The 23,424-nt window shown below is 59.9% G+C and carries 20 protein-coding genes and 3 pseudogenes; 7 read left to right on the plus strand and 16 right to left on the minus strand.

Translation table 11 applies throughout. The annotated features are described in order from the left end of the window. Nucleotides 1-101: 101 nt before the first annotated feature. The 3 genes from D579_RS0102045 (at nt 102) to D579_RS0102055 (ending at nt 2,559) form a co-directional block, all read left to right on the plus strand. The gene (locus tag D579_RS0102045; protein WP_018950951.1) at nt 102-320 is read left to right on the plus strand and encodes a helix-turn-helix transcriptional regulator; all 219 of its coding nucleotides are present in this window, start codon (nt 102-104) and stop codon (nt 318-320) included. 186 nt (nt 321-506) lie between these two features. Beyond that, nucleotides 507-806: a carbon storage regulator gene (locus tag D579_RS14140; protein WP_018950952.1), complete on the plus strand. Its 300-nt coding sequence runs from the start codon at nt 507-509 to the stop codon at nt 804-806. 46 nt (nt 807-852) lie between these two features. Then, nucleotides 853-2,559 carry a class I SAM-dependent methyltransferase gene (locus D579_RS0102055; protein ID WP_018950953.1) on the plus strand — a complete coding sequence of 569 codons (1,707 nt, stop codon included), beginning with the start codon at nt 853-855 and terminating at the stop codon, nt 2,557-2,559. Between the two features lie 309 nt (nt 2,560-2,868). Here D579_RS0102055 and D579_RS0102060 read toward each other — a convergent pair whose 3' ends face one another. Together D579_RS0102060 and mobH are read right to left on the minus strand one after the other, a co-directional pair. After that, the gene (locus tag D579_RS0102060) at nt 2,869-3,204 is read right to left on the minus strand and encodes an MbcA/ParS/Xre antitoxin family protein (RefSeq protein ID WP_018950954.1); all 336 of its coding nucleotides are present in this window, start codon (nt 3,202-3,204) and stop codon (nt 2,869-2,871) included. A gap of 137 nt (nt 3,205-3,341) precedes the next feature. Beyond that, nucleotides 3,342-4,640 (minus strand): annotated as a pseudogene (gene mobH, locus D579_RS14145) (MobH family relaxase); the annotation flags it as partial. A 166-nt stretch (nt 4,641-4,806) separates the two neighbouring features. On the opposite strand from mobH, the gene D579_RS0102070 reads away from it, so the two are divergent. Both D579_RS0102070 and D579_RS15035 read left to right on the plus strand, forming a co-directional pair. Then, complete coding sequence (locus D579_RS0102070) at nt 4,807-5,457, plus strand: SOS response-associated peptidase (RefSeq protein WP_018950956.1); 651 nt, start codon at nt 4,807-4,809, stop codon at nt 5,455-5,457. Nucleotides 5,458-5,611: 154 nt separating this feature from the next. Then, complete coding sequence (locus D579_RS15035) at nt 5,612-6,649, plus strand: hypothetical protein (RefSeq protein ID WP_155985590.1); 1,038 nt, start codon at nt 5,612-5,614, stop codon at nt 6,647-6,649. A gap of 121 nt (nt 6,650-6,770) precedes the next feature. Here the strand turns inward: D579_RS15035 and D579_RS0102075 are convergent, their stop codons facing one another. The 10 genes and pseudogenes from D579_RS0102075 to D579_RS14150 form a co-directional block, all read right to left on the minus strand. Continuing rightward, on the minus strand, nt 6,771-7,547 hold the full coding sequence (locus tag D579_RS0102075) for a hypothetical protein (protein WP_018950957.1): 777 nt from the start codon (nt 7,545-7,547) through the stop codon (nt 6,771-6,773). Then, the gene (locus D579_RS0102080; protein WP_018950958.1) at nt 7,537-8,436 is read right to left on the minus strand and encodes a hypothetical protein; all 900 of its coding nucleotides are present in this window, start codon (nt 8,434-8,436) and stop codon (nt 7,537-7,539) included. The genes D579_RS0102075 and D579_RS0102080 overlap by 11 nt, the downstream gene beginning before the upstream one ends. Beyond that, a complete protein-coding gene (locus tag D579_RS0102085; RefSeq protein ID WP_018950959.1) occupies nt 8,429-10,291 on the minus strand; it encodes a hypothetical protein in 1,863 nt (620 codons plus the stop codon). The genes D579_RS0102080 and D579_RS0102085 overlap by 8 nt, the downstream gene beginning before the upstream one ends. Beyond that, complete coding sequence (locus tag D579_RS0102090) at nt 10,281-11,300, minus strand: PD-(D/E)XK motif protein (RefSeq protein ID WP_018950960.1); 1,020 nt, start codon at nt 11,298-11,300, stop codon at nt 10,281-10,283. Before D579_RS0102090 ends, D579_RS0102085 begins: the two co-directional genes overlap by 11 nt. After that, nucleotides 11,290-13,917: a Z1 domain-containing protein gene (locus D579_RS0102095; protein WP_018950961.1), complete on the minus strand. Its 2,628-nt coding sequence runs from the start codon at nt 13,915-13,917 to the stop codon at nt 11,290-11,292. Before D579_RS0102095 ends, D579_RS0102090 begins: the two co-directional genes overlap by 11 nt. Before the next feature lie 80 nt (nt 13,918-13,997). Next, a complete protein-coding gene (locus D579_RS0102100; protein WP_018950962.1) occupies nt 13,998-15,218 on the minus strand; it encodes a type II restriction endonuclease in 1,221 nt (406 codons plus the stop codon). Beyond that, nucleotides 15,215-15,718 (minus strand): very short patch repair endonuclease, encoded by a 504-nt coding sequence (locus D579_RS0102105; RefSeq protein ID WP_018950963.1) that lies wholly within the window; start codon nt 15,716-15,718, stop codon nt 15,215-15,217. Before D579_RS0102105 ends, D579_RS0102100 begins: the two co-directional genes overlap by 4 nt. Next, nucleotides 15,715-17,025, minus strand: a complete 1,311-nt coding sequence (gene dcm / locus D579_RS0102110; RefSeq protein ID WP_018950964.1) for a DNA (cytosine-5-)-methyltransferase — start codon at nt 17,023-17,025, stop codon at nt 15,715-15,717. The genes D579_RS0102105 and dcm overlap by 4 nt, the downstream gene beginning before the upstream one ends. 146 nt (nt 17,026-17,171) lie before the next feature. After that, nucleotides 17,172-17,513: pseudogene (locus D579_RS14490) on the minus strand (TraI domain-containing protein); the annotation flags it as partial. Nucleotides 17,514-17,531: 18 nt separating this feature from the next. Continuing rightward, a pseudogene (locus tag D579_RS14150) lies at nt 17,532-18,473 on the minus strand (IS1595 family transposase). Between the two features lie 473 nt (nt 18,474-18,946). Here D579_RS14150 and D579_RS15275 point away from each other — a divergent pair. Together D579_RS15275 and D579_RS15045 are read left to right on the plus strand one after the other, a co-directional pair. Beyond that, nucleotides 18,947-19,306 (plus strand): hypothetical protein, encoded by a 360-nt coding sequence (locus D579_RS15275; protein WP_155985591.1) that lies wholly within the window; start codon nt 18,947-18,949, stop codon nt 19,304-19,306. Between the two features lie 54 nt (nt 19,307-19,360). Then, nucleotides 19,361-20,350 (plus strand): hypothetical protein, encoded by a 990-nt coding sequence (locus tag D579_RS15045; protein ID WP_155985592.1) that lies wholly within the window; start codon nt 19,361-19,363, stop codon nt 20,348-20,350. A gap of 101 nt (nt 20,351-20,451) precedes the next feature. Here the strand turns inward: D579_RS15045 and D579_RS14495 are convergent, their stop codons facing one another. The 4 genes from D579_RS14495 to D579_RS0102130 all read right to left on the minus strand — a co-directional run bounded on the left by D579_RS14495 (nt 20,452) and on the right by D579_RS0102130 (nt 22,932). Continuing rightward, nucleotides 20,452-20,784 carry a type II restriction endonuclease gene (locus D579_RS14495; protein ID WP_081621677.1) on the minus strand — a complete coding sequence of 111 codons (333 nt, stop codon included), beginning with the start codon at nt 20,782-20,784 and terminating at the stop codon, nt 20,452-20,454. Between the two features lie 616 nt (nt 20,785-21,400). After that, nucleotides 21,401-21,937, minus strand: coding sequence for a hypothetical protein (locus tag D579_RS15050; RefSeq protein ID WP_155985593.1), 537 nt, complete (start codon nt 21,935-21,937; stop codon nt 21,401-21,403). A gap of 115 nt (nt 21,938-22,052) precedes the next feature. Next, nucleotides 22,053-22,364 (minus strand): WGR domain-containing protein, encoded by a 312-nt coding sequence (locus tag D579_RS14505; RefSeq protein WP_369791809.1) that lies wholly within the window; start codon nt 22,362-22,364, stop codon nt 22,053-22,055. Beyond that, nucleotides 22,351-22,932, minus strand: coding sequence for a recombinase family protein (locus D579_RS0102130; protein WP_018950967.1), 582 nt, complete (start codon nt 22,930-22,932; stop codon nt 22,351-22,353). The genes D579_RS14505 and D579_RS0102130 overlap by 14 nt, the downstream gene beginning before the upstream one ends. Nucleotides 22,933-23,424 lie beyond the last annotated feature (492 nt).

Below are 23,424 nucleotides of genomic sequence, written 5' to 3' on the forward strand. Positions count from 1 at the left end.
TGTACGGCCAAAATGATCTCCTGTAGATCAATATAGGGCCCAATAAGACCTATGGCAAGTTTTTTTGCGCTTCAGGAGATCAGAATGTTTTCGGAGGGGTCGTGATTAAGTGTCACCTGTCCAGGCTGATGGGCGAACGGAAGCTCAAGATTTCCGATGTGGCCCGTGATACGGGGATCAACCGTGGAACGATTACGCGGCTCTATCAGGAGACGGCCACGCGGGTGGAACTTGATGTGGTGGATTCGCTCTGTGCGTACTTCGGTTGCCAGGTCGGTGACCTCTTCGAATATCGTCGTGCGTCTTCGGATGCGAGCTGAGCGCAGGCGCGACCCGGATCTTCCGAGCCGGCATTGCTTGGCGGGGGGGGGCTTACTCGCGCTTGGCGATGAGAGCGCCAGGGGATCTGGGCTTCGCTGTGGGTGCGATCCCGGCTCCCTGGAAGCAAGACGGTTTCGATCAGCCGCGCAGTGTTTTCTGCGGTACCGTTCATGGAGGAACGAGTGATGTTGGTGATCAGCCGGTACGACGGCGAGGGCTTCTGGATTGGGGAGGACCTCTTCGTCGTAGTGATCATGGACGGGTGGGGAGCCCGGCTCGCGGTGAGCGCGGTCAACCGAGAGGTCCATCAACCGGACGAACAAACGGCCGTTATCGACGGGCACATCGAGATCCGGATCCTCCAATGCAGGGCGGGACGTGTGCGGATCGGTATCGATGCCCCAGAGTCCATGCGGGTTGTGCGAGAGGAGCTCCTGAACGGGGTCGACGAGGCGGACAATCAGCCCTTTGGTGGCGCGACATGACGGGAGCATCAACTCTTCATCCCTCCGCGTCTCGTTGGGGCACCCGATGACCGATTTCTACTCCGACCACGCCGACGGATTCTTCGCCGAATACCAGGCACTGGCGTTCGAGGAGGTGCACGCCGCCTGGTGTGGCCTCCTGCCGGACAGCCCAGGTTTTGCCCTGGATATCGGGGCGGGAAGCGGACGAGACGCCGCTGCGCTCGCCAATCGTGGCTGGGAAGTGCTGGCGGTTGAGCCGTCCGTTGGCCTCAGGGACAAAGGCGAGTCCTTTACGCAGGCTCGAGGTCTGTCGGTGCAGTGGGTCGAGGACCAGCTTCCCGAGCTGCACCGCGTGCGGCTGTTGAGCTACCAGTTTGATTTGATTCTGGTGTCGGCGGTTTGGATGCACCTGCCGGACGGACAGCGCGAGCGCGCGTTCCGGGTGTTATCGACCCTGCTGGCCCCCGGGGGATTGCTGGTGATCACCTTGCGACACGGCCCGAGTTCCGATGAAAGGGTGTTCCACTCGGTGTCTCGGGACGAGCTGGAGCGATTCGCTCGGCAACGGGCGTTGGTTTCCATCGCCTGCGACAGTTCCCCCGACTGTCAGGGACGCCAGGGCGTTTCTTGGGAAACCGTTGTATTCCGGCTCGCGGACGATGGCACGGGCGTTCTGCCACTTCTTCGCCACATCGTGGTGAACGACGACAAGTCCTCGACGTACAAGCTCGCTCTCCTGCGATCAGTGATACGGCTGGCGGAAGATGCCCCGGGTATGGTGCTGAAGCGGGATGACGATGGCGTTGAGGTTCCGTTTGGCGCACTTGGGTTGTACTGGATCAAGCTCTACATGCCGTTGCTGCTCAGGGAGCAGCTGAGGCAGCTCCCGCAATCGCAGAGTCCGGGCTTTGCCAAGCAGGCATTCCAGTTGCTAAAAGGCCTGTCGCCGTTCGATCTTCGAATCGGGCTCTCACTGAGTCCGGATCAGGCGGAGACCGTCCGGCAAGCTCTGCTGGATGCCTGCGGCACGATCCGGCGGATGCCCGTGCGCTATACCAAATACCCTGGAACGGACGTCCCGATCTTTGATGTGACGCCGGGGCGTAGTGCCCGAAAAGCCGATCTTCAGGTGCTCACGCCTGAAGAACTGGCGCGGTTTGGGACCTTTCGGATTCCCGCAGCTATTTGGGATTGCTGCAGTCGCTACGCATGCTGGCTGGAGCCGGCGATCGTGAATGAGTGGATCGCACTGCTCCAGCAGTACAACCCTGGTGCTTCATTGGCCACGCTGGCGGGCGCGCTGGAATGGGAAGAGGGGCAACGCCAGACCCATCAGGTCCGGACCCGGGTCGATGGCCTTCGGGGTGAGGGTTCCACAGTCCAGTGCGTCTGGACCGATACCACCCTCCAGCGGGACTACGACATTGATCATTGTTTCCCATGGGCGCGCTGGCGAAACAACGACTACTGGAATCTCCTGCCCGCCACGCGACGCGCCAACGCGAACAAGGGCGAGAGGCTCCCAAGTGCTTCCCTCATGGAGACCGCCAAGCCGAGAATCCTTCACTGGTGGCAGGGCGCCTATCTGGGAACTGATCTGGAGGGGCCCTTCGTCCTTCAGGCCCGCGCCGCATTGCCATTGGATGACCCGTGGGACCTCGACGAATTGTTCTCCGCAGTGATGCAGCAACGATTGCGTTTAAAAATGAACCAGCGGTTGGCGGAATGGCATGGGCTCGGGGCGAAGTCCGAAAAGGCCCTGCGCCGGTAGAGGATCCATAACGAAAGAGGCCTTTGCGTACCTTTTGGGGGGAAGCGCGTGCTACCCGGTCAAGCCGGAACCTGGAATCGGTTCCCTTGAGGCCGTTCCGCTGCTCCACGGGGCCTCTCGGGTCATTGGGCATCGGTCAGCTAAAGACACGCCATGTTCGATGCGCGCAAGGATGGTGAGGATCGTCTTCCTGCCCTCGTCAGAGTCTGGTGACTCGACCGCCGTTCCGCACAGGGTGGACCGCACCGTTCAGTCGGACTTCGTTGGTTTGGTGAACGGCCACCATGGTGTCCTTGCTAGAAATTGGCGTCAGTGGGTGGCTGCCCGATCCAGATACGTCCGAACCATCAGCAGACCCGCGAAGCCGTGCTCGGTGATCATCTCGGCCGGCGTGCGCTGATCGAACGCGCGGTTGCGGGTGCGGATCCATCGGTATGCCTGATCGCGTTCGTGCGGGAACATCTGACGCAGGGTCTTGTGTATCGCCAGCAGATGCCCGACCCGATCCAGCATGTCACGGTGAGCGGATAGAGGTTCGCCCTTGCGATAGCGCGTTAGACAGGAGCGACCGGCTCTGGTTAGCCCCAGCATGGCGAGCGATTCATCGTCATCGAGCGCCCAGTGTTCGAACAGAGTGGTCACCATTCGTGCGAGGGCGCGCCGCTCGTTCGGGGGGCGCCTGGGCATTGTTGAAGGCATGCTCGTTTCTCCTTCGGCGCGTCAGGGTAGCTTACACCCGCATTCCGCTATTTCCAGCCGTGCGGCTCGTCCTTTGCATGGACGACAGTCTCGCCCGGTTCGGGCTTCGACGCGATGGCCCTCGCCGTAGGCAGCTCTGCCGCGGGGGCGGCCGCCTCTTCAGGTGAAGAGCGGCTTGGCGATCCGTCGGCAGACTCCGTTGTCCCCTCGGCCGCCCCCTCACCAGGCGGACTCACGGAACCCTCGAACACCATCGGCATCGCACCAGGATCGGACCAAATGCGGGCCACCGGCAGGCGGATGAGAGTCAGCTCGTGCGACGAGCCGTCACCGGCAACCCGGGCCCTCCAGATGGCGCGGTCCCCGTTAGCGGTCAGCACTCCATGCTCCTGCAGTGTGTCGAAGATCCGGTCGTTGTTTGAAGGAATGCCGGAATGCCCCTCCTCGCGAAGCTGTGCCCGCAGTGCGTCGGCTGCGCGCTTCGACACGAGCCACAGATCCGACTCCGTGCGCCAGCCTGCCGCGCCATTGCGGTTCAGCGGCAGATCTTCGCTGCTTAACAGGTGCCGAAGCGATGTCATCAGCTTCTCGTGGAGCGGCTTCGTGGGCGTCGGAAGTCGGTCCGGTGATTCGCCGCCCAGGTTCCGCGCCACCGACTCCCGGTCGGCCTGCAGGATGATCTGTCCCAGTGCCCCTGCTTCCTCCATCTGGCCGTGGATCGTGCGGATCCACGCCTGCAGCAGTTCCTGGTGTCGACTGATCCAAGCCACACCCTCTGGCGGCAGGATCCAATGCGCCACCAGGCTGGAGATCGGCTCATGCAGCTTGTGGACGCGCCCATGGCGATACCGCACGGAATACAAGTTCGCATCCGGTCGCTCCGTCATCGGGCCGAGCGAAGGCTCCCACGGCCCCAGGCGGCGCCCGGAGGCGTCGTACAGGGCGATTTCCTGGTCCACGACCGGTTTGCCCACGTCGTGAAGCAGGGCGGCGGCGAATACGCCGTAGGACCACGCGTCCGCTTCATGGGAAAGCCGTTCCGGTTCGGCCCCGGGTGGAAGGACGTACCCTCTCCGGATCTGCAGGGCCTTGAGCACGACCTCAAGGCCATGGTCCAGCATGCCGCCACGACCGGAGTGGTGGTGCACCTCGGACGCTGGCACCTCCTGGACGAACGCGGCGTATCGCTGCAACGCAGTGATTACATACCGACTGGAGCAGTCCGCCGGCAAGGCCAACAGGCTGGCGATCTGGCGTAGCAGCGCCTGACGGTGTGGTGCCTGCAGCAATTACTCGGCTGTCTGGACAGGAACTAGGCCTTCGCGGGGCGTCCCCGTTGGCGGCCGTGAAGCAGGTTCTCGACGGCGAAATAAGCGAAGCATTGGGAGGTCTTGTAGGGGGCCGAGCGTATGGTGCTCGGGATCGACACCGAATTCCGTTGGAATCCCTGAATGGCCGCGCCCTGTTTTTCACATATGGATCCGATAACCTCGTGCCTACGAGGCGCAACTGGCGGGGCTTCCGCGGGATGGTTCTATGTGCGGGCGAATGACGCGTTACAGTGCGACCAGCGAGCTGGCCCTGCGGTACTTCCAGGTGCCGGTCGACGCGGGGTTCGACGCACCGCGGTACAACGTTGCGCCCGGTACTGACCTCGAAGCGTTTAAGGCTGGCGAGGATGCGCCCGCAGCCTTCCAGTCGATGCTCTGGGGCTTTCGACCGAAGCGAGTCGAGGACGGCCCGCGCCCCATCAACGCCCGGGCCGAGAAGGTCGCCACCAGTCCGTACTTTCGGTCCGCATTCGCCCACCGGCGTTGCATCGTGCTGGCCGATGGCTGGTACGAATGGCGCAAGACCGAGCAGGGCAAGCAGCCGTACTACATCACGCTCGCCGAGAATTCGCCGCAGGACATCCTGATGATGGCGGGTTTCTGGGAGCCCACGACCGACGGTGGGGCCTGCTGCGCGATCATCACCGAACCCGCTTCGGATCGTCTTGCGCATATCCATGACCGCAAACCGTTGGTGCTGGACGCGGAGTGCCGGTGGGACTGGCTCGATCCCGAGTTGAGTGAGCGGGAGAGCATCCGGCAGAAAACCGCTCGCCTGAACCCCGACGCGCTTGTCGATCACCCGGTGTCGACTCGCGTGAACCGCCCGGTCGAGGACGACCCGGAGCTGATCGAAGCGATTGCGTGACGGGGGGCGGGCCGAAACCCTTTCTAAGCGCGATTCGATGGCAAAGAGCTACGGCTAGAACAACGCCGTTTAGTCGACGATCATGCCTTGAGCGGTTGATGGGTGGCGTCAATTTTTCTCGCAAAAGACCAGCACACTTTAGGGGGGGGGCAAGATGAATAAAGAGATTCTTAAAGAGCAGGAAGGCTTTTATGAATTCATAAAAAGTTATGAGTATATACTTGAAAATGGGAGAATGGATCTCGAAGCATTTTGTGTGAATCTGTCCACCTGTTTTGCCTGTGATAACATATTATATCTATCGCCTCAGCCTAGGGATATGTATGATCTTCTTATACAGCTTCTATCTGATCACGCTGAATCTGGCGATATGGGGTTGTGGGTGCAAACGCAAAATATCATTGAGTGGAGGCCAGAGCACTCGCATATGTATCCAGAAGGTTACCGAACATGTATCCATGTCGCAGGGTTGATCCATGTTATGCATCGTTGGGTTTATGACATTGGGCATACGCTTGTGAATATCCCTGAGTCTGATTCGACTGGCCCGTATTTCGACTGGGTAAGGCCTGATTGGTTGTTTGTCCACACATTTATAAACGGCTTTCATGATTTCTTTTTCAACTTCCTGAAGGAGCTTGACAGGCAGGCTGCGCCCAAGTCTGGTTGTTCCTCATTTGAGGCACTCCATAAAGCGAAAAAATCGGGTATTGACTTCGATCAGGCTGTGAATTTAATTAAAATACGGGCTAGTGCCCAAAATCGCGCAATGGAGCGCATAGACAAGGCAATAGCGTCTGGGTTCTACCTTGAGGCTATTACGCTATCTGAATGTGTAATTAGCAACTACCTATATAATTTTTTGGAGTCCAATGGGGAGCGATTGTCAAACCCTAATTTCAAAAAGTTAATCGATCTATCAAAAAATAAGAATGGAGGGGATTGGCGTTTGCTGGAGAAGATTGATGGCTGGAGGTCTGAGAGAAATAAAGCGACCCATGGATTTGTTGAATCGACTATTGAGGAAATGGTTAAATCTCAGGGCGACTTCATTGAATTTTCAAAAGAAGCAGCTGAAACAGGTCGGGATCTCTGCGTGAGTGCGTTCGATTGGTATGCGAATTGGGCGGTCAATTTCATCGAAACCAGGTTCGAGCCTTCAGCAGAAAACTATAGTCCAATTAAAAACTAAAATCAGGTGGCGCATACGGCTCACCTGGTCTAATCGTTAATGGCTTTTGTCCAAGGCCGGGGGCTCCGAACGGTCATCAACGGGTGGCTCGAGAAAGCCACGGAATTGAAGAGGAAGTTATTCAGCGCGGCCGGCTAGGGTCAATGGTGTTTTCGTCCACCGCCGATTGAAATGCCGCGAAAACGCGCTCCCTTAGGGTGTTTTCGGAGAGGGCGTCGAGCTCTTGGGTGACTCGGTAGGCCCGCAAATTCCGGATTGCGGAGCGCATCACCGCTTCCATCGGAGCCTGCCTTGTTCGCAATTCGCTGGTTCGGGCCCAGCTTTCGGCAATGACCCGCGCGGTCCGCGGGTCAGCTGTAAGCGATGTTCTTTCCACGATCTGAACCAGTGCATCCTGGGTCAGGGCCTCCAGCGTTTCCCATCCGCTCCCCAGTCCGTCTTTGTGGTCAACTCCGATCAGGTATCCGCGGCGCCAAAGAATCCCGAACGTGTTCCGGATACCAGCCGTCCAGCGCTCTCGCGGCCGGCCTTCGAATCGCCAGTCGCTAATGTCGGGTGCGAGAATCAGCGAGAAGTAAGCCCACATGTCCTGGCGCATTGCCTCGCACACCGGGATCTGTGCTTCCCCGCTCAGGAACCGGGCAGCGAGGAAGTCAAAGCGGCGCGTTGCTTCCCGCGAGGCTCTCTCCGGGAACCGACACTCGCGAGCGATTTCTACAAGTCGGGCGCGAATTCCTCGAAGGCGACTTTCGATGACTTTTGAGCCGCCGGTCTGCGTGTAGGTTACGGCAGGGTGGTGCAGGCCCCATTCCAGCGTGCAATTGGGGGCGGAATGATATTCCTCCCAGAGCTCGCGGGCGGAGAAGGTGTCGAGGCGCGGAAACAGTTCAATCGTCATCAGGGTTGCCGAAAACGGAGCTGATCATGGATTCAAAGCGGGCCGGATCGTCCATTGCCTTTTGTCGGACCTGGTCAATGTCTTCTTCCGGGAAGGCAGTCGCCGCCCAGGACATCGCGACGGCACCAAGGCTCCCGTCAGGGAGGCTTCCCGTATCAAGGTCCAGTTCTTCCGAGAGTAGAACGCGCATCAGCACGTGCCGCACGATCTCGGCCCTGAAGATCGAGGTTAGTGGCTGGTCTCCCCGGATCAGCGGCTCGTGAACGTCGGGCCGGGCCGTGTTCAGGATGACGCGGAACACCGATTCGAAACGTTCCTCCGCGCGGTTTACGCTGAGATGGATGTACCAGGGTGCATGAGCCAGGTGCCGCGAGAGGTTGGAGAAGTCTTTCGACTCCATCGGCATCCTTGATCCGCCGCCTTCGATCTGGGTAACGAACCGCTCGTCCCACATTCGGCTTCCGGGTGCCAGAGGGGACAGCTGGGACAGACGGCGGCCCTGGTTGAAGGCAAGGCTGGTAAAGAGCTCGACACGTCCCTGAAGAGAATTGCCCTTGACCTCTACCGGGCCGATGGTGATCTCGCCGTCATCTGGGTTTCCCGCGTCGAGGAGCCGCGAGAAGAGCTTTCTTCTGATAGGCATGTCCCCGGTCTGCAGGAAGACGTTCAACAGAAATGTGCTGTCCGGCTCCAGCTGCGTCTGCTGGCAGAGGCCGGTCAGGTCGATTTTCATGTTCCTGCGGATTTGGATGTCCACGGAGTAGTCCCAGTGCGGCAGGATCTCCGGAAGCGGCTCCGGAAACCCTTCGTCCGATTCGCGGTACCACGCACCTGCGCTGATTGCCTCGGAACTTGGCCGAAGGAACGGGAAGGCTATGGCTTCATGCATCGGTGCTTGCCTCCCGCACGCTGATCCGTGGCTTCACGGCGACGCCCGCTGGCACCGTCACGCGAACTGAACCTTCCATCCTGCCGGACTTCATGTCAGTGAGGACGGTGTCAGTGGTGCCAACGTCCTCGCCGTCCAGCTTCCATTCCCGCAGCTGCGGCCTGTCTCCGTCGGGGCTGACGTCAATGCTTTCACTTCCGTCTGCGGCGATGGTGGGCCGGGCCGTGATTTCCACCGGTGTTCCGGCCGAGCCGACTACCGTGAAGTGGAATGTGGCGATCGTGCGGTGGCCTTCTGACTCGAGCTGGCCCGGACTAACTCCGGTCAGGCGTACGGGCGCTCTGGTTCCGCCGCCCGACTTTCCCGGTTTGTTTCGGCGGACGGCCCGGTCGCCGTCACCGGAAAGCAGACTGCTTCCCAGACGGTCCGCGATCCCGGCCAGCCCTTCTGAACCTTCACCGGTCGGAGCGCGCGGGTCCGGGACGAACTCTTTTGTCTTATCCCCGATCCGCGATAAGGCCACCCTTACGAAGGATCGTGCACGTGACTTCTTGGGCAGCGACTGAACGTTCCAGTCGTCGTGTGTGGGTGGCTCGGCGGCGGCAAAGGCTTCTTCCACGTCCTGCTCGCGACTGGAAATGAAGACGCCAGCCCACTCGAGACTTTCTTTCGGGTGAATGGGGCCCTCGAGATACTTGACCACCAGTTCAGCAGGTCTAAGGAGGGCTACATGGTGTGAAACGTGGGGCATGCCGAGACCGTCTTTCCCTTGGAGATGGACCGGCCTGTCCTCGATGTAACCGATTTCGTGTCCCATGTGGCCGAGCAGCTTGCGCGACTTGCCCCAGACAATCGGTTCGGCTCGCTCGGATGATCCCGAACGAGCCTTCTGCAGTGCCTGGGCGAAGAGATGAAAAGGGGGGTTCTGCTCCACGTTGGGAACCGGGAACTCATGGCTGCCCAGCTCGACCCGGAAACGCATGGGGGGTCGGTCCGATCCTTCCTTCGGTACCATCTTTGGCCAGAAGAGCCATAGTAGGGCTCGATGGATGTAAGAGGCGAGAGTCGGGTGATCGTCCGGTTCGATGCCCACCACTGGATCCAGGATCAGCACCGAGGTTCCGGTCTTGTTCTGCTCATCACGTTCGGGTAGCCCCAGAGACTCAGCCAGCCGACGGGCGTCCTCGCCGCGGACGGGATCGACCACCGAGCCGTCTTCACTTTCAGCACCCCACCAGTGGCGGCCAGTGAAGCCGCGCCCGGTTTCGGGGTCGTGGAATTCCTCGCCCATGCGGCTGGCCATGAAGCGCCGCTCGCTCGGGCCGTCTTCATCGCTGGTAAGACTGTCGACAACCACGGTCTGACAGGAACTCAGGGCAAACAACGAGGATTTTCCGTAACCGTAGGTTCCGCCTGATTCACTTCCATCGCGGCGAGGGCTTCCGATATTCCGTAGGAATCGAACAAAGCGCGAGTCCCGGGACGCCGTGAGTTCCGACGGCCTGGCGGTTCCGGTCAGCCCGTGCGTCCGGAAATCACAGATTTCGGCTACTCGGATGAGGGGATTGCGGAACAGCTTTTCAAGGGGGGCTTTGGGATCGGGTGACAGGTCTTCGAATACGACCTCCCTGAGGTAGCGGGTTTCGCCCTCCGTGAGGGTCCTTAGTCGCACCAGATATTCCGGGACCTCTCCGGGCAGGCGGGCATCCCAGCTGTTCTGGCCACTTTCCCGAATTGCCGTTTCCAGCGGTTCGGTGGCCGGGGTGCCGAGCAGGCGCCTTGCGCCGGTGCCGGACAGGTCACCGAAATCACTGTAGGGCTGGCTGGATCGGCTGACTTTCGGCTCATCCTTCATGCAGGAATTCCTCCAGAATCCGCACCCGTTCGTCACTGGCAACCTCCCAGTGGTCCAGCGCGTCCAGCCGTAGGGAAAACTGCACGGCATCGATTCCGGGGTCCGTTTCCCCGGTTTTGAGCCGGTCGGGGGTAATGCGGGGAAAATCCGCGCCAACAGTGAAAACTCGGCGTTCACCAGGATTGAAACGATGGACTTCCCAAGAATTTCGGACGGTCTCCGAATATCCGGTGGCAACCAGTCGTTCGAACAGGCTGGCCGCCGGCGGGGCAAGAGCCTGCAGGCCTTCCACGAGGTCGGGAACCGAAATTTCTCCCTGCGGGTCGGGTATGAGTATCTGGTGAACCAGATGCAGGCCGCCTGCAGGTGCCTCGAGCTGTCGAATTCCGTGGATTTCCACGGAGGAGGGTTCCCGACGGGTCGAGGTCTTGACCTCAAGGGACCGCTGACCCCGGTGGAAATCATGTTCTCCACCGTGCGGTCCCTCCCAAGAATTCCATGCGTCCGGCGTAATGTGCATCAGGTCCGTGAGGACCATCAGTTCTCCAGCCAGGCCGGCGGCTTCTTCCCGCGTGACTTCCCCTGTCGGCCCCGCTTCCAGCAGTTTCCTGAAATCACCCACAGCATTGCGAACGGCTGCTGCTCCCGAACGCCCCTGAAGCAGGCGTCGGTGGATGTCCGACACGAGCTCCGCAAACACCGGGTGGAGCCTTGATTCCGTACACGTCAGCCGCAGCACCCGCATCTTGCGGCCCCGGTGCGAAACAGTGGCCAGATCCACCACTACGTTCCTGGCGGAGAGATCGGAAGCGCGCTGGTAGTCCGGTTCGACCGGGATCAGTGCGCGGGGGGAACCCGCTTCACCCAGCCCCAGCAGCAGCGCATCGCTGTCGAGCCCGTCGGCAGGTTCGAAGACCGGCCTGTCATCTTCCCTCACCCGGCGTGCCAGACGCTCCCAGATCCAGAGGAGCTCCCGGGCCGGGAGCTGCCCGCTCTCCTCATTCGTCATCGTCTTCCGCCTCCGGGCCGCCGTTCAGTTTTGCGGGGTCCACGGTGATGTAGTGACCCGTGAACCCTCCAGGAGCCTCGGGGAAAACCAGCCCCATGCCAAGCACGTGATCCACCGCGCTCAGAGGCTGCCGGTTCGAATCGCGCGTCGGGCGGGAGTCACGGTTGATCGGATAAAGCAGCAGCAGCGGGAAGCCTTGGCCGCCCTGCTTGCCGGCACGGTACTGCTTGAACGCTCGCCAGTTGTTCTCTACCCCGGCCGGCGGTTGATCAACGTCCACCAGGATGTCCCTGCGGGACATCAGTGCCTTGATGTCGGTGCAGTCTTCCGGGGCGTCCGGCAGGGCGGCACGGTTGAGCATGCGTGGTGCGATTAGGGGGCCGAGGGGCTTGTCGGCGACTTCCCCGGATGAGGGCATGACGACCGCGACATTCCAGCGCGCGAGCTCCTGGTCGTCGAACTTCTCAATGTAATCCGCAAGGGCCTTTGTGTTGGTCCGAACCTGGTGTGTGGTCTGGTATTGCGAGAGGAATTCCACAATCGCATCCACCGGGACGTTGTGTACGACCCGGCCCTGTGCCTTGTCGTCATCCGAGGTGCTGGGGTCCTCCAGGGCTCGTTTCAGGAGGCGGGCTCCGGCCTCCCAGTTCCGCGAGAGCCACTCAGCGTCCCGGTGCAGGAACCGGATGGTCTGGAGGTGTTCGCCGGAATACGACAGGGCGGTTTGTGTTGCACACTTCATTTTGGGCCCTGCGGTAACCAGCAGTCCCGGGACCTTCCGAATTCTCACGCCCCAGTCGAGGGGCTGGATCTCACCGTCACCGTAGGCGGCTATATCCTCGCGCAGTTCCGCCTCGATGGTTGCGAGCTCCCGGAAATTGGATCGGGTGGCGGAGGTCATCCAGATGCGTGGCAGGTCTTCATAACCGTGGCGATAGCCGAACCAGCGTCCCATTTGCATCAGGGTGTCGTATTGGCGGGCATTCCGCCCGAAGTAGCTGACGATCAGCCCCGGCAGTGTAACGCCCCGCGCAAGCCGGTCACCGCCGATGATGATCGCGTGAACGGGATCATCATCGTCGTCCAGGGCCGGCCGCTCCCCGCTCATGTAGTTGTCTTGGAAGACCACGACCTCGTCCTCGTCCATGAGGTGTTCCGCCTCCCTGATCACGGTTTCTTCATCCGGGCAGGTATGGCCGAACTTCTCCGGGGGCAGGGCCGCCGATTCGTGTTGCCAGACCTTTCGGAGCCAGGCCCGCCGCTCCCCCGTGCCGAGCTTGCGAAGCTCCTGAAGGCGAGTTTTCACGGCGTACTCGAACGAGGAGTGAGCCTCGGTCAGCCGGCTCGTGTGGAGCAGCATCGTCGTATGGGCGGCCTCCCGACTGCGGCGTACGGCAGAAGCCAGAATGAACCAGAGGATGGCGTCATCGAGCGAGGCTGGGAGGCTGATCTCCGGTCCGGCTTCGCCGTTACCAATGGCCTTCAGCCGTTCGACCTCGTCTTCCGTGATGGCGCGGACCACGTCGAGCCCTTCGCTGTTCGCACCGGTGTCGTCGGCCGAGAGCATATCGCGGCCGAAAAGGGTCTCGGCCCCAAAGTATTCAGTAGGAGCGGGTAGGGATACGATGAAATCCCGCGGATACAGATCCCGGTCGTATTCACCATTCCCGTCGGCCGCAGGATTGATCAGCACGTTTGCGAAAGGCGTCGCCGTGTACCCCACATAAGACACCTTGGGCAGGCGTGCCAGAATCTCCCGGATCCGAAGGTTGATCGTGCTCGGGTCCTCTTCTGTGTTCTGCTTGCTGACATCCGGGCTGGCCTGATCGGTTTCGTCGTCGATGACCAGCGCGGGGAGCTGCATGCGCGTGTTTCGGGACGTCTGCTCGAGGAAGTCCCTCAGCCGCGCAAGTACATGGGTGTTCTTCTTGACCACCGCTAGGACTCCCCCGCGATCCGGCCTCATCAGGCCCTGGCGCGTACCGGCGTCGAAGTCGTCCTCCCGGGTGGTGAGGCGCTCCCACAGTTCGGGGTGGCTGTTGACCAGATCGGCTTCCATTCGCTTCTGCGTCTGCGAACGCAGTGCATCGGTCAGCCCGGCGAGGATGATGATCATCCGGTAGCCCGTGTCCATCGCCTTGGCGATCACTGCCGTCATGTTGGCGGTCTTGCCGGACTGGACGTAGCCGACGACCAGCCCCCGAGCGGAGAAGGCATTCCTGGAGCGCGGGGGCGCAAGCCTCGCGACCACGGAAGTGGACAGCTCGCCAATGGAGTGTACGGATTCTGGAGTCCATCCTTTCGTGTGGAGGAGGTGGGATTCTAGGGCAGGCCAGAAGGTGTCATCGGGACTCGGGCCGCTGTACCAGCGTTTCTGTGCTCGAGCGTCGATTGCGGGCACATCGAGGTTGCTGATGCGCCCAAGTTCCTGAAGGATTTCTTCCTCGATGCGTTCCGTCACGGCCCGGGCCTCCTCTTCCTCCAGGCCAAGCATGTCTTCGAGCTCTTCCCTGACCTTGGTGCGGGCTTCTTCGTGTGTGCCACCCGAATGAAGCTCGTGGCGGAAATTCGCTTTGGCGCGCTTCGCCTGTCGTTGGTTCAGTATCCCTTCTGCCACGTCGTCTCCTTGCCTGTAGGTCGGGCCTCGTTGCTCCGAAAGGGTAACAGTCAGGGGCACCCTGATTATGGTGATCCGCCTTAGGCAGCCTTGACGCGATCAATAAAACCCCGCACCGCAATGATCTGTTCCTGCTGGGCCTCCGTGTACGACGAATGGACCGGCTCCGGGATTACGAGTTGTAGGTTCTGCGCGAGCATCTCGTCCGTATGCGTCTTGCTGATCCCCGGTTCTAGGGTGGCGAGGTACTTCGTCCTCAGTCGCTTTCCCTCCGCCAGGACCTGACGCCAGCGTTCCTTGCAGGTGGTCTTCGCCCCGAGCAGGAAAAGTCGGGAGGTCGGAAATGTAAGGTCGTGGTATTCGGGGAATCCCGGAAAGAGAAAATCCGGTTTGGATTTGTTCTCGGTCACCCGCTTGGGACTGCCCTTCTCAAATCGGAGACCGTGGGCTTGGAATACAGCTTCGAGATGGTTTTCGAATGCGTGGCCGACCCGGGACTTCCTCCGGTTGTGCACGCTCAGCGAGAAGCGAATGAACTCCTCCACGTCTTCTCTGAAGCCTTCCCTGAGGCGTTCGGCCACTATGTTTCGCTCGTAGGCCCGGAAGAGCGCTTCCTCCCGCTCCATCCAGCCGAGAAGACTGAGGTCCGGATCGGCAAGCGGGTCTGCTGGATGCAGTTCGCGGGCGAGGCACGAGAAATCCGAGGTCGAAGGAAACCGATCGGGAAACCGCCGCAGCACGACATCAAGGTCGTTTACCGCGTCTTCCGGTTGGATCATGACGATCCCCAGCTCCTCAAGGAGTAGCTTCAGGGGGAGTGTCAGGGTCGCACCGGGCATGGTTGCCGCCTCGAACCGATCGGCGAGGTCGCCAAACCCGAAAATGTGCTGGAGTTGGGCGGCGGCCGCGGAATCCGGGGCGGCGAAGATGATCGCCAGGGAGTCGTCATGCGCCTTGGCGATCACCATGAGATCACCTTCGCCGATCCGCTCCGTAACGGGATTCGTACGGTAATACAGCCGGTACTCCGGAGAGCGGTGCTCCTTGTTCGACCGGGAGTCATACCAGCTGACGGTGTCCCGTACGACCTCCGGTTCCTCGTCCTCGTCCTCCCCTATGTAAGCCATGGTGGCGGGAAACGGCCGCACTGTGCCCTTAGAGGGTTCCCCCAGATACCGCTTGAATCCGACGCTGGGAAGCCCACCGATCTCGTGCTGGTTTGATCGCTTCGGTTCGGCATCGACCGCGCTTAACCATTTCGCCGCGGCGCCTTCGAATACTTCCCGGATCGAATCGATCATACGGTTCCCCTTGGTGTGTCGACCTGCCGTCGATGTCTCGCTTCAGACCGGTCCCCCCTGACCGTGAGAGTGACCTCCGGGCCTTTGATCCAGTCTTCGACTTGATCCAGAAGTTCCTTGGGGTCAAGCCGCTCCTTGCCTCTCATCGCGCATTCCCAGACATCGAGGACACGCCACCCCAAGTCGAGCAACTTGCTCCGGTTCCTTCGGTCCCTTTCCCTGTTCGTATCGATCTTCTCCCGCCAGAAATCAACGCGCGTCGACGGAAGCCGGAAGAGGTGACAGTCGTGGCCGTGCCAGAAACAGCCGTGCACGAATATGACCGCCGAATATCGAGGAAGGACCAGATCGGGACGACCTGGGAGCTCCTTCGCGTGCAGCCTATAGCGGAAACCCTTCGCATGCAGGCAACGACGCAGCCAAAGCTCCGGCTGGGTGTCGGTCCCGCGCACGCGGCTCATCAGCCGGCTGCGTTCCTCAGCCGAGAGCCGGTCGGTCACGCCGTATCCCGGAACTCCATGGGTAGTTCGGCCTGCTCGCTTTCCTCTTCGGAGCGGATGTCCGCAAGGATATGCGGCACCATGGCCGACGCGATCTCACGGATGACGGGCACCACTACGGAGTTTCCGAACTGCCGATAAGCCTGGGTATCGCTGACGGGAATCTGGAAATCGTCCCCGAACCCCATCAGGCGGGCGCATTCCCGCGGCGTGAGTCGGCGGGGGCGCGCATTGCGCCCACGGTCCACAAGGATCTCGGAACCATCCTTGTGATACCGCGCCGAAAGCGTGCGCGCGGTGTCGTTCGGACCTACCTTGCTGTACCCGAAGCCGTTGCCGGCGCGTTCATGCTTGGCGCGATAATCCTGCAGGTATTGCCACAGCTTCTCGCTGAGCGTGTACTTGGCCCCGACCTTCGCCTTGACTCCTTCCGTGTAGGGCGGTTCCGCAACTTCGGATCCGTCCTCCGGGTGCAGAATCTCCCGGAGCGTCCGGGCATCCGGGGAGGGGAAATCCAGCTGATTCCAGGTGAAGGGCGTGTCCTTCCGGAACCCCACCATGTAGATCCGCTCACGGTGCTGTGGCACGAAGCCCTTGCCATCGATAACGCGGTCGTGAACTTGGTAGCCCAGTTCGTCCAGCACTTTGCGGATCACTTCATAAGTACGACCACCATCGTGGCTGCGAAGGTTCTTCACGTTCTCAAGGAGAAAGGCTCGGGGGCGCTTGAGCTCGATGATCCGCGCCACGTCGAAGAACAGTGTCCCTTGGGCCTCGCACAGGAAGCCATGATCGCGCCCGAGGCTGTTCTTCTTCGAGACACCGGCGAGCGAAAACGGCTGGCAGGGAAAGCCCGCGAGAAGTACGTCGTGATCCGGGATGTGTTCTTCGATGGACCGGCTGTTTTCCTCGGCGTCGTCGGAAGCCGCCGTGATCTCCCGGATGTCGCTCTGGATCTTCTCGTCTTCGTTCCCGAAATTGGCACGGTAGGTCTGTAGCGCAAACTTGTCCCACTCACTGGAGAAGACACAATGGCCGCCGGCCCCTTCGAATCCTTGGCGGATGCCCCCAACACCGGCAAAGAGATCGATGAACGTGAACTGTCCGCCGGCCGACACTCGCAGGGGCGCGCGTTGCCTGAGGACCTGGCTCAGCGCTGGCTCCCAATGGGCCGGCATGCTTACCTCTCCCCTTTCCCAGCGACGAACGGTACGCTCGTCAACCCCCAAGTCACGCGCCACCTCCGCGCGCGTCGTGAGATCAAGCGCGGAACGGAGCAGGTCTGTAGCGGCATCGGAAGAGTGCATGGCCGGTCTCTGGGAGTCGTTCCGGACATAATGCCCGGTTCATTTCCCGCCTGTCTAGTCGGTCGAACACCCTGCGGTTCGTTGGCTGGGGACAACCTGTACCGTGCATTAAGGTGGCGGACAGTCTGCACCGGTCCTTCACCACGACCGTCGCCGGCTACTCGTGCCTTCCAGATAGCCCGCTCCCCATTGGCTGTCAGCAGCCCGTGTTCCTGGAGAGTGTCGAAGATCCGGTCGTTGCTCGACGGAATCCCGGAATGCCCCTCCTCGCGAAGCTGCCCCCGCAGTGCGTCGGCCGCGCGCTTCGATACGAGCCACAGATCCGACTCCGTGCGCCGGCCTGGCGCCCCGTTGCGGTGCAGCGGCAGATCTTCGCTGCTCAATAGGTGCCGAAGCGATGTCATCAACTTCTCGTGAAGCAGCTTCGTAGGCGTGGGCGGTCGGTTCGGTGATTCGCCGCCCAGGTTCCGCGCCACGGCCTCGAGGTCGTACTAAAGGCGTCCTGATTAGCAACGAGAGTCAGCCAGTCGCAGGGAGCGCTCGGGCACGGGCCGGCAGTGCACGGCGGCGACCAGCAGTCGCGCGGGCAACGTGGCCAAGTTAAAGCGCCGGTTGAAGCGGTAGGCGAATGCCGCGAGGTAACGGACCGCGTACTTGGCGAACGCAAACGCATGGTAACTCCCGCTCAGGCTGTTTTTGAGGTTGCCGAGCGCCGTGTTGATCCATTGGAATTCGGGCAGATCCCGGGGCTTGCGCCCGGCCACGACCGTCGGCTGGTGCCGGCAATCGGCCTGCGTCACCGCGCGGAAGCATGCCAGGCCATCGGAGTGAACCGTGCTTCCCGGAGCCAGATTCGCCCGCGCCCACTCGGTAACGGCTTGGAAGCTGAAGCCCGCGACCGGGGTCAGCTTGACCCGCAGGGGATGCCCCGCGTCGTTGAGCGACACCGCCGCCACGAACGGAACCTTGTTCTCCGACCCGCGCCCGGCCTTGCCGCCGGTCCGCTCACCGCCCAGGTAGGCATCGTCCAGTTGCACGGTGCCGCTGAGCTCATAGCGCGCTTCCCGCTCGGTCATCGCCTGCATCAGCTTGTGTTGCAGTGCCCAAGCCGTGCGGTAGCTGCCGCTTCAGTGCCAGCGCCGAGAGCCCGGTCTTGGCCTGGCTGAGCAGGTGGATGGCCAGAAACCAGGTGGTCAGGGGCAGCCTGGTGCCCTGCATCACGGTGCCGGCGATCAGCGAGGCCTGATGCCGACAGGCGTTGCACTGAAACATCTTGCGCGGGCTGCCGTGCAGCACGCAGTGGGCTTGCCCCCCGCAGCGCGGGCAACGAAAGTCGTCCGGCCATCGGGCCCGCTCCAGCGCCGTCTCGCACTGGGCCTCGGTGCCGTACTGGGCGATGAACGCTGGCAACGACTTCCCGGCTGAAACTGGATCCGATTCTGCGCCATGAGGCCACTCTCCGCTCGCTGTGTAGCCTCAGCGTACGCCCGGGGGTGGCTCACACAGTGAGCCTGGCTGACTCTCGTTGCTAATCAGGAAAGGTGTTGCGGACCGGTAATCATAAAGAACAGATCATGGACCCGCTTCGGCGAACGTGTCTTCGAGAAAACCTGACCGTAACCTCGATCTTTTTCCCCTTTGTCACGCCACTTGCGCTGTTCACGTAATCTCGCGCTCTACCCAATCCACTGATCTTTCCTGCCCGAGCTTCCCGTCGACCATTGGCGCCGGCCAAAAGTCTCGGCCGACTGGCGCCCGTTCCCTTCGGCCGCCGCAACGGTCTAAATTTCCAGATAGAGACGGTTGACCCCTATCATCAAGCGTTCAGGAACTCGACCATGCAACTGGTAGGGCGCTTCCGGTCGGCCCGGTTCCGTGCCTCGAACTTTCGCCCCACTCCTTGACTCAACGTCGATCGAGCGTGCTAACTGAAGCTAGCAGGGTTCTCCTTACCGCAAAAATGCGCAGGATAATCAAAATCAATGAAGATGTGATTCCCAATACAATTAAACTATCAATAAGCATGGCAACGAACACATTAAAGGAGGCATCACGAGTGCAGACTCCTACCAAAGAAGAAAGAAAGAACATTACCGTACAGTCGATCAAAGAAAAGGCCCAGAAGGCGGCCGAAATGGCCAAACGGAACCAGAATACCAAAATTATTGGAAATTCAACCGTTGTGATTTCCTACAGTTATAGCAAGCCGACTGCAGTTAGAGAAAGAAGGAATATCAAAAATTTTTTCTTGAGTCAGCAAGAAAACGAAAAGAAAAAATGACTACGAAAAAATATTGTTATTCCACCTAAGCGCCACCCCAAAGGATAGTAGAGATTGATCGGACTCCTGCTCTTCCCGATCCTAATATGCGGGTATTTAATGATAACCAGCTGGCCATCCGAACGGATTCGGATCAGCTTATATCACGGATGGTCGCTTTATATTAGAGCGGCAGCGCACGGCACCCTGATTGTAACCGTTATTTTCGTAACATTTGGGAGTATCTTGCCTGCGGTTGGACTGTATATCGGGGAGTTGACCGGGTGGCGCGTCCTGCCGGATACGAACATATTCACTTGGGTTTCTCGGCTAATAGAGAACACGCCCGTTTTGCGCCTTGACGCGGATAAGAATCCATATCCCGCTCTGGATATCGCCTCAATATCCATCACCGCAATCTTCATTACATGGGTGGCAACCAAGCTGATCAATTTTGTTTTTTATGGCAATACAAAACTATCAAAGGCCATCTCGAGGTCTGTTGGCGCAAAACGGTATGCCGATAATTGCATCGAAAATCTTTATACAACAAAGTCGCCCATCGAGCATCAGCTTTTCTTAATAATGCGTCAGGGCGCCGTTGACATCTTGTACAATGACTACATCGCAGAAGAAAGACGAGAAGTTTATAACGCGATCGTCGAGGGCGAGATTCCTCGAAAAAATAAAGACGAGATGAAGGAGATATTTGAGGCTTTACGGTACCGTGAACTAAATTACGCGCTTGTAACCTTGGAAAATGGCAAATTTTACATTGGACTTCCAACAGTCCTGCCAGATCCTGACGAGGAAAGTGTTACCTCCAGCTCCATACGGCTCATACCTGTGATGTCTGGTTACCGGAATGAAAAGCAAATTCTAGTTTTTACCACCGAATATGACTTTGACGTGGGCGCTACGCAGGCCCATGACTGTATTTCTATCCCTAGAGACAAAATTCTCACGGTATCGGGATTTAGGTTCGGGACTCACGACAGGATAAAGCTGAGATCCGAATCTCACGGAGGTCGTCAGTGCAAAGGAAAAAAGCCCCTGAAAACATGAAAATCAAGGTCTTTCGAAGAAGGTTTCGTTCGGCCTGGTTTCGTACGCTTAGGAAAACTCTCATTCGTATGGCTGGCTTCCAGCTAAGGCTCTACGCACGACTACGCGGATTTCACACGTTCGATAGACCCTTTCACCGGAAGCAGATGAGTGCGCTGTTCTTCTTGGTACGACGCATGGACTGGTTCGGCAATCACGAGCTGCAGGTTCTGCGCGAGCATCTCGTCCGTATGCGTCCGGCTGATCCCGGTCTCCAGGGTGGCGAGGTATTTCGTCGTCAGTCGCTTCCCCTCCGCTAGGACGTGGCGCCAGCGTTCCTTGCAGGTGGTCTTGGCCCGAGCAGGAAAAGGCGGGAGGTGGGGAATGCAGGGTCTTGCTCTGTGTTCCTGGAGCTCCGGTTGCGGGCAGGACGAAGAATTCTTCGGGTTTGGCATTGAGGGTCACGCCATCAGTCCATGTGAGGCCGATCATTCCGGGGCCTTCCCCGATGAAATATTGCCCCCAAACGATCCTTGTGGACGGGATACCGCAGGCTGTTCCAGAAGGCGGCCTCGCCGCGATCCACGGCGTCCATATTCTCCCGTGCCGTTCGGAACACACCCTTACGCATGGTGGCCAGTGTGCTCCCCTTGTGGGGCCAGTGGGTAGTGAGTGACATGAGCAAAGGGCGCCTTGGCCGTGTCTGTCAGCGCCTCAAGCCAGACTATGGAGCGTACGGACTGGTGGCAAGGCCGGGGTGGTTTTGCGTTGCGGGCGGCGGGCGGCTGTGGCGGACTGGGATCGTGGTTCCGGCGCCATGGTGCGGCTCTGTCCTTACCCTTTCGGATAAGCCCCCTTGCCATTCTCCATGTCATTCCCTTCCCTGGCTTTTTCCTTTGCGGCTGCTGCGTTGCCCGTCCAGCCGGCGTAGCCGCGGCGGACTTTGGCGATGGCCCTTTGCTCGAGTGTCGCCTTTGCCTCACCGATGGTGTTGCACCGGTCCTTGCGGACGGTTCCCGGCTGCCCGATGCGGTGCCATTCGCGGCCAGACGGCATACCCGCCAGAAAGCCCTAGTCAGTATCTGGTCCCCCTAAATAATCCTCCCAGTATAGCGAATCAGAATCATCTAGCGCTGCACTCCAGTCATCTTCCATCCGCCCGCATTCTTGAGGTTGCGAGATCCGTAGATTTTCCATCGCGTCTACTTCGAGGTCCTTCATTTCAGCCTCGAATTGGCCTACTTCTTCCGCTTCTTGCCAAGACACATGGATATATGCCTTCCAAGCGGCCGCGAGTCTCTCAATAAACTCTTTCCGGCCCGATTCCGCCTCAATGCTCGCCCGTTGCGCCTCCGTTAATGTCTCGTAATCAAGCTGATCCGCGCGATTTTTTTGTCTCGGTCTGTCTCGGGTGAAGTCAAGTAAATATAAAAAAAAGGCTTGCCCGGGTGTTTCAGGTGCTATGCACCCTTTGTCTAGCGCTTCACACCATTTGCCGTACTTCCGGATTAGAGCACTTTGTTCTTCATTGAGCGTATTGTTGCGGTATACGTATTCTCTTAAGAAAAACTTACGTCCCAAGTAGTCCCCATGGATCGAAGAGTGCATATGTATCTCTCTCTCGAAATAAGTCGTGACAAAACACGAGGCAGCGGCTTGGCTTCTAATTTTTGCGGTCGGCCCGGGGGCTGGTCGATGCGTAACTGCAGTCGCGACATGTGGCCTAATCGGCGATAATCTTGCTTTGCCCCAAGACTGCGTTGCCGCCATGCCGCGAAGGAGCGCGGCTCTCACTGGAGCCGGAACCGCCATCGAGTCTGCACCAACATAGCTGAAGAATGTATTCCGCTGCACGCGTCGTTTTCGCCAGCGTCGTCCAGGGTGCTGCACCAGTCCCCGCCGATGGTCCGATGCGGCCCCATTCACGGCAGAAGGCGTATCCTCCGAGGAGCCCTCGTTGGATGAGCATCCGGTAAAACCGGTACGGATTGCAGTTTGGGGCGACATTTGGCAAGCGAATGTCAGTCAGCGGCATGGTCACGGAGTGCGGCACGGCCGCCGGGAAAGTGGCGATAGAGCGTGGCGGGTGAAACGCCGAGCTGCTTTGCGATCGAGCGCACCGATGTATCGGTGTGGAGCATGAGTGCCCGCGCAACGCCCGCCTGCTCCTCGCTGAGCGCGGGAGGACGACCGCCGGTGCGGCCACGCTGGCGCGCTGCATCAAGGCCCGCACGGGTCCGTTCCTGCATGATGGAGCGCTCGAACTCGGCCACTGCGCCAAAGACGTGGAAAACGAGCTTGCCGCCGGGTGTCGTGGTGTCGATCGATTCCGTCAGGGACTGGAACTCGATCCCGCGCTCCTCCAGGTCCTCGACAGTGGTAATGAGCTGCCGCATGGATCGGGCAAGCCTGTCCAGTCGCCAGACCACCAGGACGTCGCCCTGCCGCATGTAATCCAAGGCCTCCCGAAGCTGCGGGCGATCACGCTGGGCACCCGATGCGCGGTCCTCGTAGATCCGGTCGCACCCGAGCTGCCGCAGGGCATCGGTCTGGAGCGATGGGTCTTGGTCCCGGGTTGAAACGCGCGCGTACCCGACTTTCATAGGCCAGTCTCTCGAAACTCATTGCTATGTCAGGTTTTGCGACACAAGGTTTCAAGACATTGTTTTGAGACACTGAACCGGAAGCAATCGAGTCGCTCCCCCGGGTTCGGCCTAGCCGTCTCGAAAACGATCGGTTACGCGACGTTGCGAGGAGGCTTCCTTTGACGCATTCATGAAGGGTCGGGCTAATAAAGCCTTGCTGGGCTTGGGCCTGCGTGTAATGGACGAGCAGCTGGCCGCGATGCGCGAAATCAGGAAGCTGAGGACACTGCTGAGGACCCAGGAGAAATGCTCGAATTGGTCGAGGCGGGAAGTACCCACTGCGAGCGGCGGCGAGGCCTGTCCGGGCCATAATCCAGGCTGTGTGCTCGGGTGTGGGCGCAGTGGCCAGCAATCATTTTGTGCTCGCTGTGAGCTCCGCTTCTTTTGGCGCGGGCACAGGGTGGGCACAATTTGGGCACAGACCAAAAAGCGGCAATCCAGTGCGCTTGC

Source organism: Thioalkalivibrio sp. AKL12 (genome assembly GCF_000377925.1).
GTDB lineage: Bacteria > Pseudomonadota > Gammaproteobacteria > Ectothiorhodospirales > Ectothiorhodospiraceae > Thioalkalivibrio > Thioalkalivibrio versutus.

What these genes read in the sequence shown, in the direction of transcription:
- D579_RS0102070 (WP_018950956.1), top strand. Translation starts at nt 4,807, where the DNA reads ATGACGCGTTACAGTGCGACCAGCGAGCTGGCCCTGCGGTACTTCCAG.
- D579_RS0102055 (WP_018950953.1), top strand. Translation starts at nt 853, where the DNA reads ATGACCGATTTCTACTCCGACCACGCCGACGGATTCTTCGCCGAATAC.
- D579_RS15050 (WP_155985593.1), bottom strand. Translation starts at nt 21,937, where the DNA reads ATGCACTCTTCGATCCATGGGGACTACTTGGGACGTAAGTTTTTCTTA.
- D579_RS0102080 (WP_018950958.1), bottom strand. Translation starts at nt 8,436, where the DNA reads ATGCATGAAGCCATAGCCTTCCCGTTCCTTCGGCCAAGTTCCGAGGCA.
- D579_RS0102060 (WP_018950954.1), bottom strand. Translation starts at nt 3,204, where the DNA reads ATGGTGACCACTCTGTTCGAACACTGGGCGCTCGATGACGATGAATCG.
- D579_RS0102075 (WP_018950957.1), bottom strand. Translation starts at nt 7,547, where the DNA reads ATGACGATTGAACTGTTTCCGCGCCTCGACACCTTCTCCGCCCGCGAG.
- D579_RS0102100 (WP_018950962.1), bottom strand. Translation starts at nt 15,218, where the DNA reads ATGATCGATTCGATCCGGGAAGTATTCGAAGGCGCCGCGGCGAAATGG.
- D579_RS0102085 (WP_018950959.1), bottom strand. Translation starts at nt 10,291, where the DNA reads ATGAAGGATGAGCCGAAAGTCAGCCGATCCAGCCAGCCCTACAGTGAT.
- D579_RS14505 (WP_369791809.1), bottom strand. Translation starts at nt 22,364, where the DNA reads ATGCCGCTGACTGACATTCGCTTGCCAAATGTCGCCCCAAACTGCAAT.
- D579_RS0102090 (WP_018950960.1), bottom strand. Translation starts at nt 11,300, where the DNA reads ATGACGAATGAGGAGAGCGGGCAGCTCCCGGCCCGGGAGCTCCTCTGG.
- D579_RS0102130 (WP_018950967.1), bottom strand. Translation starts at nt 22,932, where the DNA reads ATGAAAGTCGGGTACGCGCGCGTTTCAACCCGGGACCAAGACCCATCG.
- D579_RS14495 (WP_081621677.1), bottom strand. Translation starts at nt 20,784, where the DNA reads ATGCCAAACCCGAAGAATTCTTCGTCCTGCCCGCAACCGGAGCTCCAG.
- D579_RS14140 (WP_018950952.1), top strand. Translation starts at nt 507, where the DNA reads ATGTTGGTGATCAGCCGGTACGACGGCGAGGGCTTCTGGATTGGGGAG.
- D579_RS15035 (WP_155985590.1), top strand. Translation starts at nt 5,612, where the DNA reads ATGAATAAAGAGATTCTTAAAGAGCAGGAAGGCTTTTATGAATTCATA.
- dcm (WP_018950964.1), bottom strand. Translation starts at nt 17,025, where the DNA reads ATGCACTCTTCCGATGCCGCTACAGACCTGCTCCGTTCCGCGCTTGAT.